Origin of the sequence: Povalibacter uvarum (genome assembly GCF_014202975.1) — a bacterium.
Taxonomy (GTDB): domain Bacteria; phylum Pseudomonadota; class Gammaproteobacteria; order Steroidobacterales; family Steroidobacteraceae; genus Steroidobacter; species Steroidobacter uvarum.
The window spans coordinates 909936-924020 of record NZ_JACHHZ010000001.1 but is presented as its reverse complement, the minus strand read 5'-3'; the positions used below and the strand labels follow the sequence as shown (position 1 = coordinate 924020).

The window sequence follows — 14085 nt, the reverse complement described above, 5'->3', positions numbered from 1 at the left end:
TGAGGCTCAAGGTACGAGGCTTGAGCCAGAAGTCGCCAAGAACTGCTGTCTCAGCTGTGGACTGGAGCTTCCGCTCGACTTCTGGCTCACGCCTCGAGCCTCGCGGCTCAAGCCTTCTTCTAAATCTTTCCCGGGAACCGCTCTGCTGCCAGCTCGAGCACGCGTGCGACGACCGCATCGATGCTCATAGAAGTGGAATCTATGATCTGGGCGTCGTCGGCGGGCCTGAGCGGGGCTATCGGGCGGCTTGCGTCGCGCCGATCGCGCTCGGCGATCTCCTGCGAAAGGGCGGCGAGGTTAGCACCGAGACCCTTGTCTTTCAACTGGTTATAGCGACGCCGGGCCCGTTCTTCGGCGCTTGCCGTGAGGTAAATCTTGAGCGTCGCCTCCGGGAAAATGACCGTGCCCATGTCCCGACCGTCGGCAACCAGCCCCGGAGCTTGGGCAAACGCCCTCTGACGCGCCACCAGAGCCGCTCTGACCGCCGGGATGGCGGCCACGCGGGAGGCCCCGTCCCCCGCCCGCTCGGTCCGGATCTCCCGGCTGACCTCGCTGCCATCGAGCCAGATCTGCTCGTTTCCACCGGCATCCGCGCCGAACCGGACCGCCAGGGTCCGGGCAATCTCGGCCGTCCTGGCCTCATCGTCCAGGGGGACTGACCGGGACAGCGCGGCGTATGCCACCAGCCGGTAGAGGGCCCCGCTGTCCAGCAGGTGCCAGCCCAGTTCGTCGGCTACCCGCCGGGCGACCGTTCCCTTACCGGACCCGCTGGGTCCATCGATCGTCAGAACGGCGGCCGGCGGCGTCATTGCTCAGGGCCGGGGTCAGGGCCGTTCGACCAGATCGAGCCCGGCCGACCGGGCGGTCTGAAGGAAGCCCGGGAATGAGGTCGCGACATTCGCGACGTCTGCGATCTCGATCGGGCCCGCCGACCGCAGGCTGGCCACCGTGAACGACATGGCGATGCGATGGTCGCCATGGCTGTCGATCTTGCCGCCGCTGAAGGCATGCCCTTCGGGCCGCCCCTGGATCCGCATGCCGTCGGGGAGCACTTCGCAATCGACCCCCATCGCGCGCAGCCCCTCGGCCATGACGGCGATGCGGTCGCTCTCCTTCACGCGCAATTCCTCGGCTCCCGTCACGACGGTTTCACCGTCGGCGCAGGCGGCTGCGACGAACAGCGCCGGGAATTCGTCGATCGCCAGCGGCACGAGATGCTCGGGCACGTGAATGCCTTTGAGCTTCGCCGGGCGCACTTCGATATCGGCGACCGGCTCGGCACCGGCAGTGCGGTGATTGACGACCCGAAGGTCCGCGCCCATCAGCGCGAGGATGTCGAGCATGCCTGTGCGCGTCGGGTTGATGCCGACACCCTTGATCGTGAGTCCCGATCCGCGGCTGATCGAACCGGCGACGAGGAAGAACGCGCTGGACGAGAAATCGCCGGGCACTTCCAGCGAGCAGGCGTTCAGGCGAGCGGGCGGCTCGAGACGAATCTCGCCGTTCGCGACGTCGATCGCGCAGCCGAATCCCAGCAACATGCGCTCGGTGTGATCACGGGTTACGGCCGGCTCGATGACCGTTGTCGTGCCCTTCGCATAGAGCCCCGCGAGAAGCACCGCGGACTTCACCTGGGCGCTCGCCACCGGCAGTTCATACCGGATGCCGTTGAGATTCGATCCGCCGGAAATCTTCACGGGCGGCCTGCCATTGAGGGTCGCGATTCGCGCGCCCATCTGGCGCAGCGGCGTCGCTGCACGCTCCATCGGCCGCTGCATCAGCGACGAATCGCCGATCAGTTCGCTGTCGAATGCCTGGCCGCTCAGCAGGCCGGTCATCAGACGCATCGCCGTTCCGGAATTGCCCATGTCGAGTGCATGCGTCGCGGCGCGCAGTCCCTTCATGCCCACGCCGCGCACGCGAACTTCCTGCACGCCCGGTCGCTCGATGACCACGCCCAGCGCGCTCATGGCTTTCATCGTCGCGAGGCAATCCTCGCTTTCGAGAAAGCCCCTGACTTCGGTGACGCCATCGGCAATGCCGCCGAGCATCAACGCACGATGTGAAACGGACTTGTCGCCAGGGACGCGAATCGAACCCGCGGCGCCCTGCACGGGCTGAACAATGTAGTGGGACATCTTCGGAAAGTTTTCAGGAACCAAGAGCTTGTCGCAGCGCGCCGAGCATACGCTCATTCTGGGAGTGCGTTCCGATCGTCAGACGCAGGTGCGTCGGCAGCTGATAGTTGCCGACCGGACGCACAATGACTCCCTGGCGCAGCATGGATTCGTACACGGGGCCGACCGGCCGAGCGCAATCGACGAGGACGAAGTTGCCTCGCGATGGATAGCGGCGAACCTTCATCTGATCGAGGCCCGCCTCCAGTTGATGCATGCCGTCCCGATTCAACTTCGCTGACTTCTGCAGATGCTCTGTGTCGTCGAGCGCAGCCACGGCGGCGGCCATGGCGATGGAGTTGACGTTGAAGGCCTGGCGCACGCGATTCAACAACCCGGCAATCGCAGGACTCGAGAGCGCATAGCCGACGCGCAGTCCAGCGAGCCCGTATGCCTTGGAAAAAGTCCGCACGACGACGAGGTTCGGAAATTCCTGGAGCCAGCGGCTCGTGTCCGGGAAACCGCCGTCCTGGTCACATTCGTCCTGGGCATACTCGATGTATGCCTCGTCGACGACGACGATGACATTGGCCGGCAGCCCCGCAATGAATTGCTTCAGCGGCGCGGCCTCCACCCAGGTTCCGGTCGGATTGTTCGGATTGGCGACGAACACCAGGCGCGTACGGTCATTCACCAGTGCGGCCATGGCATCGAGATCGTGTCCCAGCGCCATCGGATGCGATTCGGGAAGCGCCGGCGCCACGCGCGCGGTTGCTCCCGTCGCCTGAACCGCGATCGGATAAACAGCGAATGCGTACTGCGAGTACACAGCTTCGACGCCCTGCGTGAGGAACGTCTCCGCCAGCATCACCAGCACATCGTTGGAGCCGTTCCCCAGCGTGATGCCGTCGTTCGCGCAACCCAGCTTCCGGGCAAGTGCCTGCTTGAGCACAAACCCGCCGCCATCGGGATAGAGGCCGATTTCAGTCGAAGCGGCCGCGATCGCCGCCCGCGCCTTCGCGCCCGGGCCCAGCGGATTCTCATTCGACGCGAGCTTGATGATGTCGCGAATGCCGTACTCGCGCTCCAGCTCTTCGATCGGCTTGCCCGGAACGTAAGGCGCAAGAGTGCGGACGGAGGCGGCAGCGAGTTGGGAGGGGTCGGGCATATATACGAGCTATGAGCAGCGAGCTGTGAGCGGCGAGCCGGACAATGACCAGACGACAACGATCAACATATGCCGGATTTCAGGTTCTGGCTACTCGCTCGCAGCTCATCGCTACCAGCCTCTTACAGCACCGCACACGGATACGACCCCAGCACCCGAAACAGCGACGCCTGCTTCTTCAGCGCCTCGAGCGCCTCCTTCAGCGGCGATTCGCTCGCGTGGCCCTGCACGTCGATGAAGAACACGTAGTCCCATTTGTGCTTGCGCGATGGACGCGATTCGATCCGCGTCATGCTGATGTTGTTCTGTGCCAGCGGCGTGAGAAGGCGGTGCAACGTGCCGGGCGATTGCGTGTCGCCCGCCGAGAACAGCAGCGTGGTCTTGTCGTTCCCGCTGGCATCGAACGGTTTGCGGCCGATCACGAGGAAGCGGGTCGTGTTGTCCGGCCGATCCTCGATGTCGTGGGCGATCAGGTTGAGTCCGTACACTTCAGCGGCCGTCTGGCCTGCGATTGCAGCGGTGCCGTCTTCGTCACGTGCGCGACGTGCTGCCTCGGCATTGCTGCTCGCTGCGATGCGCTCGACGCCCGGAAGATGCTCATCGAGCCACTGCCTGCATTGTGCAAGCGACTGCTGGTGCGAGCACACACGCGAGATGGCAGGTAAGCCGGACATCTTGCCGAGCAGGTGCTGATGGATCCGCAGCTCGACTTCGCCGCATATCTTGAGCGGCGACATCAGGAACATGTCGAGCGTGTGGTTGACCGTGCCCTCGGTCGAATTCTCGACCGGCACGACGCCGAAATCCGCGTGGCCCGCCTGTACTTCTTCGAAGACTTCGCGGATCTCGCCCATCGGCAGTGCACGCACCGAATGACCGAAATGCTTGAGCACCGCCTGCTGCGAGAACGTGCCTTCCGGGCCCAGGAACGCCACCTTGAGGGGCTCTTCCTGCGCGAGGCAGGCAGACATGATCTCGCGGAAGAGCCGCACGATCTCTTCGTTGCGCAGCGGACCCTCGTTGCGTTCGATCGCTTTGCGCAGCACCTGCGCCTCGCGTTCGGGCCGATAGAAGTCCGCGGTATGCAGCCCCTGCGCGACCTTCGATGCCCCCACCTGCTTTGCGACGCGTGCGCGCTCGTTCAGCAGCTGGTGAATCTGCGTGTCGATACCATCGATGCGTTCGCGAAACGACTGAATGTCAGCGGCCGGCGTTGCCTTGGGCTGCGCGCGCTTAGTCTTCGCGGTCTTCTTCTTCGGTCCGGGCACGACTACACCTTGCGGACGGTCAATACGCCGTCGATGCCGCGCAACTGGCCGATCACCGAATCCGGCACGGCACCGTCGATGTCGATCAACGTGTAGGCGAGATCGCCCCGTGACTTGTTGAGCAGATCGGCGATGTTCAGGTTGGCGGCCGCGAGCGCGGTCGAGATCTGGCCGACCATGTTCGGAACGTTCTCGTTCGCGATCGCAATTCGTGCGGCGCCAGGCGTACGCGGCAGCACAGCCTCGGGGAAATTCACGCTGTTGCGGACGTTGCCGTTCTCCAGGAAATCCCGCAGCGTGTCTGCCACCATGACGGCACAATTCTCTTCGGCTTCGCCCGTCGAGGCGCCGAGATGCGGCAATGCGACGACTCTCGGATGATCTTTCACTCGTGCCGTGGGGAAATCGCAGACGTACGCACTGAGCTTGCCCGCATCCAGCGACTCGATGATTGCAGCCTCGTCGACGATCCCTGCGCGGGCGAAGTTCAGAATGACGCCGCGATCCTTCAGCAGTCGCAGCCGGTTCGCATTGACCAGGTGCTTCGTCGCATCGATGAGCGGCACGTGGACCGTGACCATGTCGCAGCGGGAGAAAAGATCGTCCAGCGACAACGCCTGCTCGACGCCCGATGACAACTGCCAGGCACGCTGCACCGTGATCTGCGGATCGAAGCCGAGCACGTGCATGCCAAGTGCATGCGCGGTATTTGCAACCTCGACGCCGATCGCACCGAGACCAATGACGCCCAGCGTGCGGCCCGGCAGCTCATAGCCGACGAACTTCTTCTTGCCCTTCTCGACCGCCTCATCGAGCTGGTCGTCGTTGCCTTTGAGGCCCCGGACGTACTCCCAGGCCGGGCAGATGTTTCGGGCAGCGAGGAACAAGCCTGCGATGACCAGTTCCTTCACGGCATTCGCGTTGGCGCCCGGCGCATTGAATACGGGCACGCCGAGCTTCGAGAACTTGCCGACAGGGATGTTGTTCGTTCCCGCGCCTGCGCGCGCGATCGCCTTGACGCTCTCGGGTAGCGACATCTCGTGCATGTCAGCCGACCGCACCAGCACAGCATCGGGATGACCGATCTCGGAAGCGACTTCGTAGCGGTCCCGGGGAAAACGGTCGAGCCCGCGGACGGAGATGTTGTTGAGCGTCAGGACGCGGAATGTCATCCGTGCTTCCTTGCGAAGTCGTTCATGAAATCGACCAGCGCCTTGACGCCTTCGACCGGCATCGCGTTATAGATGCTGGCCCGCATGCCGCCGACGGACCGATGCCCTTCGAGCGTCACGAGACCGGCACTCTTTGCTTCCGTCGTGAAGGTCTTGTCGAGCTCCGGCTTGGCGAGCGTGAACGGAACGTTCATCCACGAACGCGCGTCCTTCGCGACCGGGTTGCGGTAGAAACCCGACCCATCGATCGCGTTGTAGAGCAGCTCCGCTTTGGCGCGGTTGCGCTCACCCATCGCCTTGAGCCCGCCGTTCTTCTTCAGCCACTGGAACACGAGTCCGGAGAGATACCACGCGAAGGTCGGCGGCGTGTTCAGCATCGAGCCTTCCTTCGCCATCTGCGCATAGTTCATGAACGACGGTGTTTCGGGCCGCGCCTTGCCGAGCAGGTCGTCGCGCACGATCACGAGCGTGAGCCCGGCCGGGCCGATGTTCTTCTGCGCACCCGCATAGATCAGGCCGAACTTCGACACGTCGATCGGTCGGGAGAGAATCGTCGACGACATGTCCGCGACCAGCGGCACGTTGCCCACGTCCGGCACGTAGTGGAACTCGACACCGCCGATCGTCTCGTTCGGCGTGTAGTGCAGATAGGCCGCATCCGCGCTGCGGTTCCACGAAGCAAATGCGGGAATCGATGCGTACGGCTCGCCGGCGTCGGCGGCCACATTCACTTTTGCGTACTGCTTCGCTTCGCCGATGGCCTTCTTGGACCATGCGCCGGTATTCACGTAGTCGACGACGCTGTCCTTGTTCGACAGGTTCATCGCAACGCCGGCGAACTGCGCCATCGCGCCGCCCTGCAGGAACAGCACTTTGTAGTTCGATGGAATCGCGAGCAGCTCCCGCAGGTCAGCTTCCGCTGCTTCAGCGATCGAGATGAACGCCTTGCCGCGATGGCTCATCTCCATCACCGACATGCCCGTGCCACGCCAGTCGAGCAGCTCTTCGCGAGCCTGTTCGAGAACTTCCTGGGGCAGGACCGCGGGGCCGGGGCTGAAATTGTATACGCGCATTTCGGGACAGATTGATGGTGTGATCGGGTTTTCGGGAGAGGGGATTACTCGGCGGCGGGTTCGCCGCCGTCGTCGCCTTCGCCGGTTTCGGCGATGATCCGTTCGAGACCGACGAGGCGATCGCCTTCGTCGAGACGGATCAGGCGCACGCCCTGCGTATTGCGGCCCTGCTGCGAAACATCGCTGACGGGCGTGCGGACGAGCGTGCCGCTCGAGCTGATGAGCATGATTTCATCGTCGTCACGCACTTGCAGCGCGCCGACCATGCGGCCATTGCGCTCGCTGATCTGCAAGGCGATGACGCCCTGGCCGCCGCGGCCATGGACCGGGAAATCTTCCACGGGCGTGCGCTTGCCGTATCCGTTCTGGGAGGCCGTCAGCACCATGCCCTCGCGCAGCGTGATCAGCGAGATCACTTCCTCGCCTTCCGGCAAGCGGATACCACGCACGCCGGCCGCATTGCGGCCCATCGGGCGGACGTCGTTCTCGTCGAAGCGAATCGCCTTGCCACCGCTCGAACACAGGATGATGTGACGGCTGCCGTCGGTGATATCGACGCCGACGAGCCTGTCGTTCTGATCCAGCTCGATCGCGATGATGCCCGCCTGGCGCGGACGCGAGAATGCTTCGAGCGACGTCTTCTTCACCGTGCCGTTCGCGGTCACCATGAAGACGAACTTGTTCTCTTCGAATTCGTGGATCGGCAGCACCGCGTTGATGCGCTCGCCTTCCTGCAGCGGCAGCAGATTCACGATCGGCTTGCCGCGCGAACCGCGGCTCGCCTGCGGCAGCTGATACACCTTGAGCCAGTACATCTTGCCGCTGCTGGAGAAACACAGCAGCGTGTCGTGCGTGTTGGCGACGAAGAGCTTGTCGATGAAGTCTTCGTCCTTCACCGTCGTCGCAGCCTTGCCGCGACCACCGCGACGCTGCGCCTGATACGCAGTTACGGGCTGTGCCTTCGCATAGCCGCCGTGCGACAGCGTGACGACGACGTCCTGCTGTTCGATCAGGTCTTCGATCGTGAGATCGGAGTGATCCTGGTTGATCTCGGTGCGGCGCTTGTCGCCGTACTTCGCACGGATGTCCTCGAGCTCCGCGCGGATCACCATCAGCAGGCGTTCCGGACGGGCGAGGATGTCTTCGAGGTCGCGGATCTGTTCGAGCAGTTCCTGGAATTCTGCCCAGATCTTGTCCTGCTCCAGCCCCGTGAGGCGATGCAGCCGCAGGTCGAGAATGGCCTGTGCCTGGACGTCCGAGAGGCGATAGCCGCCTTCCACCAGACCGAATTCCTCGGCGAGACCGCGCGGTCGCGTGACGACCTGCCCTGCCCGTTCCAGCATCTGCGGCACGGAGCCCGACGACCACAAACGCTCCATCAGGGCGACCTTCGCCTCCGGAGGCGTCGGCGATGCCTTGATGACCGCGATGACTTCGTCGATGTTCGCCAGTGCAACGGCCTGGCCTTCGAGGATATGAGCGCGATCGCGCGCCTTGCGCAGATCGAAAATCGTCCGGCGGGTGACGACTTCGCGCCGATGCCGCAGGAATGCTTCCAGCATCTCTTTCAGGTTGAACAGCTTCGGCTGTCCGTCCTGCAGAGCCACCATGTTGATGCCGAACACGGACTCGAGCGGCGTGTGCTTGTACAGGTTGTTCAGCAGCACGTCCGCGACTTCACCGCGCTTCAGCTCGATGACGATGCGCATGCCGTCTTTATCGGACTCGTCGCGCAGACCGTCGCCGGCGATGCCGTCGATCACCTTCTCGCGCACTAACTCGGCAATCCGCTCGATCAGGCGCGCCTTGTTCACCTGGTACGGCAGCTCGGTGATGATGATGGCCTGCCGGCCCTTGTCATCTTCTTCGACCGTCGTACGGGCGCGCATGTACATGCGGCCGCGCCCCGTCAGGTAGGCACTGACGATCTCCTTCGTGCCGTTGATGATGCCGGCGGTGGGCAGATCCGGCCCCGGGATGTACTGCATCAATGTGGCGATCGAGAGATTCGGATCGTCGATGAGAGCGATACAGGCGCTGACCACTTCGCCCAGGTTGTGCGGCGGAATGTTGGTCGCCATGCCGACGGCGATACCCGATGAACCGTTGATCAGGAGATTCGGCACACGCGTCGGCAGGACCGTCGGCTCGGACTCCTTGCCGTCGTAGTTCGGCTGGAAGTCGACCGTCTCGCGGTCGATGTCGGCGAGCAGCTCCGACGCGAGCGACGTCATGCGCGATTCGGTGTAACGCTGCGCGGCCGGCGGATCGCCGTCGACTGAACCGAAGTTGCCCTGGCCGTCGACCAGCAGGTACCGCAACGAGAAAGGCTGGGCGAGACGCACGAGCGCGTCGTAGATGGCCGCATCGCCATGCGGGTGGTACTTGCCCATCACGTCGCCGACGACGCGCGCGCATTTCACATAGGGCCGCGAATGCACGTTGTTGCTTTCGTGCATGGCGAACAGGATGCGGCGATGGACCGGTTTCAGGCCGTCACGGACATCGGGGAGCGCGCGCCCGACGATGACGCTCATCGCATAGTCGAGATACGACTTGCGCATCTCGTCTTCGAGGTTGACGTGCAGTATTTCGCGCGCGATTTCGGCCATGCTGTGCGATTCGACTCGTTTGAGACCGCGAGAACCGCCCCAGGTCGCGTCAACAACGCTGTTGCGCAGGAGGCATCCGGCCAGTCTGTTTTCTACCCCGCGCAGTCATCGCTGCCCTGAAGCTTCTCGAGGGCAAATCCGAAGGACAAACCCGGGGTAGTGAAGTGGCAAATGGTACCACAGCGAGCTGCTCATCCGAACTGCCGGAAGCATCTCCAAGCTATACTTCGCGCGTCTTCGCGACCTCGCCGGACGGGGGCGACCTCGCCGGACGGGGCGCCCTTCGAGTGGTTTTTTCAGGACCTGCATGGAACACGTCGACACGCTGATAACGGCGCGCTGGGTGATACCCGTCGAGCCCCGCGACCGCGCGCTCGAAAACCATGCGGTCGCAATCCGTCAGGGCCGGATCGTCGCCATCGAGCCCCGGGAGCAGGCTTTGCAGCGTTTTGCCGCGGATCAGACGATCGATCGCCCCGATCACGTCCTGCTCCCCGGACTCGTCAATGCGCACACTCACGCCGCGATGGTCCTGCTGCGTGGGGCTGCCGAAAGCTCATCGCTCGATCATTGGCTCAAAGCCCAGGTCTGGCCGCTCGAGCGCCAGTGGATCGACGCCGAATACGTTCGTGACGGGACCGAACTGGCGATTGCCGACATGCTCACCAGCGGCACGACGTGCTTTGCCGACATGCACCTCTTCCCTGAAATCGTCGCCCACACGGCGTCCGCGGCGCGCATTCGCGCCTGCATCGGACTGCCCGTGCTCGATGCCGCGACGCTGTGGGCCGAGTCCGCCGATGAATACATGGACAAAGGCTCACGGCTGCACGACGAATATCGTGACGACCCTCTGATCACGACGGCTTTCGCGCCCTACTCCCCCGCGGCGCTGACGGATGAAACGCTGCTGCGCGTGCGGCGCGCAGCCGACGAGCTCGATCTGCCGATGACGATGCACGTGAACGAGAGCCATCTCGACGCGGTCCGGGACGGAGAACGCACGCTGGCCCGGCTCGACCGGCTGGGTCTGCTGTCGCCGCTGCTGGCAGCGGTCCACATGGTGCATCTGGATGACGAGGATCTCGATCGGGCCGCACGCGGCGGCATCCATATCGTTCATTGCCCGCAATCGAATCTGAAGCTGGGCAACGGCGTGTCTCCGATCCGGGCCATCCGCGCACGCGGCGTCAACATCGCGCTGGGCACCGATGGCGCGGCGAGCAACAACGATCTGAGCCTGCTCGACGAGATGCGCACCGCGGCCTTGCTGGAGACCGGCGTCATCGTCTGGCAGATGGACGGGTCTCCGCCCATGACCGCGCACGATTGGCTGCGCGCCGCCACACTGAGCGGAGCGCAGGCACTCGGACTCGGTGACGCAATCGGCTCGATCGAACCCGGCAAATGGGCGGACCTGTGTTGCATCGATCTCGCCCGCCCCCACTCTCAACCCGTCTACGACCCGGCCGTGCAGATCGTGCACTCGATTTCCCGCGACCAGGTCAGCGATGTCTGGGTCGCCGGGCGTCGCCTGGTCGCCGACGGCCGGCTCACGCAGATGGACATCGACGACGTACTTCAACGAGCGCAGCGCTGGCAGGCCCGCATCGCTCCGACCCGATCCTGAGGACCCGGACATCATGGTTCAGGCAGCAAGCAATCACGACCCCGCGGAGATCGCGCGGTTCGACGCCACGGCTCAACGCTGGTGGGATCCGCACGGCGAATTCCGTCCGTTGCATGTTCTGAATCCTGTGCGGCTCGACTACATCGATGCTCGTGTCGGGGGCCTGCGCGGCAAGCGAGTGCTCGATGTCGGCTGCGGCGGCGGACTGCTGAGTGAAGCGATGGCGCGGCGCGGCGCGGAAGTCACCGGTATCGATCTCGGCACGGCAACCATCGAAGTCGCGGAGCTTCACGCTCTGCAGTCGAACCTCACTATCCGCTACATCCGCGAGTCGGCGGAAGTTCATGCCGCCCATTCCCCTGGCGCCTACGACGTCGTCACCTGCCTCGAGATGCTGGAGCACGTGCCCGAACCCGCCAGCGTCCTCGCGGCGCTTCGTACGCTCGTTAAGCCTGGTGGCGAAGTCGTGATCTCGACGCTCAACCGCAACCTGAAATCGTGGCTGCTCGCCATCGTGGGCGCCGAATACGTTCTGGGCCTGCTGGAACGCGGAACGCACACGTATTCCCGATTCATTCGGCCCGCCGAACTCTCTCGCTGGGCTCGGGCGGCTCACCTGGATCTCGTTGACATCACCGGGCTCGACTACGACGCCTTTCGCAACACGGCGACGCTGAGCGGCAACGTCCATGTGAACTACATGATGCATCTACGGAGAGAAGCGGTTAGCGGTTAGCGGTTGGCGGTTAGCTGGAAGAGAACCCGAGGCGGTAACACTTGTCCCTGACTACTTCGAATCTGCTGTTGGCTGCGGTGTGTGTGGCCGCTGGTGCGTTGCTGGGCGCATTGGTTGCCATGCTGCGCGCCCGGCGACGCAGCGAGGCGCTGCACGTCGAGATCGCAGTCCTGCGTTCGCAGGTGAAGACAGAGGAGCAGCTGGAACGCGAACGGCAGGTCGCTGCCGAGCGAACTATGGAACGGCTCCAGAGTGTGTTCAACGATGTGGCGGGTGCCTCGCTGAAATCCAACAGCGAAGTCTTCCTGAAGCTCGCACGCGAACACCTCGGGCAGCACCAGCAAACCGCGGTCGCCGCGCTCGCGCAGCGCGAGAAGGCCATTGAAACGATGCTGACGCCGATTCGCGAAGCGCTCGGCAAGACCGAGCAACAACTGCAGCGCATCGAGAAGGAGCGCGCCGAAAGCTTCGGCAGCCTGCGCACCTCCCTGGAAGCGGTGACGCTGGGCCAGCAGGCCTTGCAGCGCGAGACCCGCACGCTCGTGAATGCGTTGCGGCGGCCGGAAGTCCGCGGCCAATGGGGCGAGATGACTCTGCGCCGGCTGGCCGAGCTCGCGGGCATGGTCGAGCACTGCGACTTCAACGAGCAGGTCCACGTGCGAACGTCGGACGGCGCGTTGCGCCCCGACATGATCGTTCACATGCCCGACGGCCGCGATCTCGTCGTCGATGTGAAGACCCCGCTCGATGCGTATCTCGAAGCGGTGGACGCCGTCACCGACGAGCAGCGCGGCATCGCATTGCGCAGACATTCACAGGCGCTCAGCGAACGCGTCCGGCAACTGGGCTCGAAGAGTTACTGGAGCCAGTTCGAGAACAGCCCGGACTTCGTGATCCTCTTCATTCCCGGCGATCAGTTCCTCTCCGCCGCGCTCGCCGAACTGCCGAACCTGCTCGAGGATGCGATCCGCCAGAACGTGATCATCGCGACGCCGTCGAGCTTCGTCGCGCTGCTCAAGACGGTCGCTTACGGCTGGCGCCAGACGGCGCTCGCGCAGAACGCCGAAACGATCAGGACGCTCGCCGAAGATCTGTACAAGCGCCTCGTCGTGTTCACCGGTCACTTGAGCCGGCTCGGCCGCAACCTCGGTCTCGGCGTAGATGCCTTCAACAGCGCGGTGGGTTCTCTCGAACGCCAGGTGCTGCCGGGCGCTCGGAAATTCACCGAGCTCGGCGTCAGACCCGAGCGCGAGATCGAATCCGTCGAACCCATCGACAAGCTCGCGCGCGATCCGCAATTGCGGGAGCCGGAGAGTCAGCTCGAGCTGAATGGCTTGCCGCAGCCAAGCCGTGACCAAGGCGACGGGGTGACGAAGTGACGACAGCCGGATGGGCGCGGACTGCCTCGCAACTTCGCCGCATCACTTCCGTGTTCCGATGACGTCCGCTCTCGACGACGCGCTCGTCAACAAAGCCGCACCCGCCGGCTCGATGCGCTATTTCTCCCTGCTCTACACGCCGCCAGAGCATAGGGAGATCGTCACCGCGCTGTATGTGATCGATGCGGAGATCCGCGAGTCGGCCCAGAGCCCCAATCACGATGTCGCCCACACGCGGCTGCAATGGTGGCGACAGGAGATCGATCGCCTCGTCAATCGCAACGCCCAGCATCCGGCGACCCGCATCCTTGGTGCCGTCGATCGTGTCGACCGCAAGGCCTTCGCCCGGCTGCACGAGCTGATCGTCGCCGCCGATATGGATCTCGCGCGGATGACGTTTCTGAACCTTCGCGAGCTGCGTGCCTATTCGAGTCGCAGCGGCGGCACGATCCAGGAATTGATCGCGGAGGTTCTGGCTCCCGCGGAATTGAGCAAAGAAGACCGCACGCTGGCAAACCGGCTTGGCGCTGGCATTCGACAGGCAGAGATGCTCAGGGATACCCGTCAGGACGCGTACGACGGACGGCTCTATCTGCCGCTCGATCTGCTGGAGGAAGCCTCCGTGCATATCGAAGATCTACGGGCCCGAGAGGTCAGCCCGGTCGTGCGCGGCGTGCTCGTGAAGTTCCGCGAGGCCATCGCCCCCGATCTCGATGTCCCTGCCGGTGCCGGCAAGGCATACTTGCGCCCGCCGATCGTGCTTGCCGCTCTGCATCGCCGACTACTGGATCGCATCGCCGCGCTCGACTACGACGTTGCGACCCAGCGTGTCGAGCTGGGCGCGATCGAAAAGCCATGGACAGCCTGGCGTGCCGCACGACGCGCACGCTGATCTCCGACTGGCCTCATTCACTCAACTCATCGTTCCGC

At 64.1% G+C, this 14085-nt stretch carries 11 protein-coding genes; 4 read left to right on the top strand and 7 right to left on the bottom strand.

Features of this window, described 5'->3' with window-relative positions; genetic code table 11:
• Positions 1 to 119 precede the first annotated feature (119 nt).
• From cmk to gyrA, 7 genes are all read right to left on the bottom strand, one after another.
• Positions 120 to 809 carry a (d)CMP kinase gene (cmk, locus tag HNQ60_RS03995; protein ID WP_184329703.1) on the bottom strand — a complete coding sequence of 230 codons (690 nt, stop codon included), beginning with the start codon at positions 807 to 809 and terminating at the stop codon, positions 120 to 122.
• Between the two features lie 15 nt (positions 810 to 824).
• Complete coding sequence (gene aroA / locus HNQ60_RS03990) at positions 825 to 2138, bottom strand: 3-phosphoshikimate 1-carboxyvinyltransferase (RefSeq protein ID WP_184329702.1); 1314 nt, start codon at positions 2136 to 2138, stop codon at positions 825 to 827.
• A gap of 13 nt (positions 2139 to 2151) precedes the next feature.
• Positions 2152 to 3285, bottom strand: a complete 1134-nt coding sequence (gene hisC / locus HNQ60_RS03985; protein WP_184329701.1) for a histidinol-phosphate transaminase — start codon at positions 3283 to 3285, stop codon at positions 2152 to 2154.
• A 122-nt stretch (positions 3286 to 3407) separates the two neighbouring features.
• Positions 3408 to 4484, bottom strand: coding sequence for a prephenate dehydratase (gene pheA, locus HNQ60_RS03980; protein WP_184330181.1), 1077 nt, complete (start codon positions 4482 to 4484; stop codon positions 3408 to 3410).
• A gap of 71 nt (positions 4485 to 4555) precedes the next feature.
• Positions 4556 to 5725, bottom strand: coding sequence for a 3-phosphoglycerate dehydrogenase family protein (locus tag HNQ60_RS03975; RefSeq protein ID WP_184329700.1), 1170 nt, complete (start codon positions 5723 to 5725; stop codon positions 4556 to 4558).
• On the bottom strand, positions 5722 to 6798 hold the full coding sequence (gene serC, locus HNQ60_RS03970) for a 3-phosphoserine/phosphohydroxythreonine transaminase (RefSeq protein WP_184329699.1): 1077 nt from the start codon (positions 6796 to 6798) through the stop codon (positions 5722 to 5724). Before serC ends, HNQ60_RS03975 begins: the two co-directional genes overlap by 4 nt.
• 44 nt (positions 6799 to 6842) lie before the next feature.
• On the bottom strand, positions 6843 to 9410 hold the full coding sequence (gyrA, locus tag HNQ60_RS03965) for a DNA gyrase subunit A (RefSeq protein ID WP_184329698.1): 2568 nt from the start codon (positions 9408 to 9410) through the stop codon (positions 6843 to 6845).
• Between the two features lie 307 nt (positions 9411 to 9717).
• Here gyrA and HNQ60_RS03960 point away from each other — a divergent pair, with 307 nt between their 5' ends.
• The 4 genes from HNQ60_RS03960 to HNQ60_RS03945 are packed head-to-tail and all read left to right on the top strand — an operon-like array spanning position 9718 to position 14047.
• Positions 9718 to 11040: a TRZ/ATZ family hydrolase gene (locus HNQ60_RS03960; protein ID WP_184329697.1), complete on the top strand. Its 1323-nt coding sequence runs from the start codon at positions 9718 to 9720 to the stop codon at positions 11038 to 11040.
• Positions 11041 to 11053: 13 nt separating this feature from the next.
• Entirely contained in the window at positions 11054 to 11776 is a 723-nt protein-coding gene (gene ubiG / locus HNQ60_RS03955; protein WP_184329696.1) for a bifunctional 2-polyprenyl-6-hydroxyphenol methylase/3-demethylubiquinol 3-O-methyltransferase UbiG, read from the top strand.
• 41 nt (positions 11777 to 11817) lie between these two features.
• Complete coding sequence (rmuC, locus tag HNQ60_RS03950; RefSeq protein ID WP_221304001.1) at positions 11818 to 13155, top strand: DNA recombination protein RmuC; 1338 nt, start codon at positions 11818 to 11820, stop codon at positions 13153 to 13155.
• Between the two features lie 58 nt (positions 13156 to 13213).
• Complete coding sequence (locus tag HNQ60_RS03945) at positions 13214 to 14047, top strand: squalene/phytoene synthase family protein (protein ID WP_184329695.1); 834 nt, start codon at positions 13214 to 13216, stop codon at positions 14045 to 14047.
• Positions 14048 to 14085 lie beyond the last annotated feature (38 nt).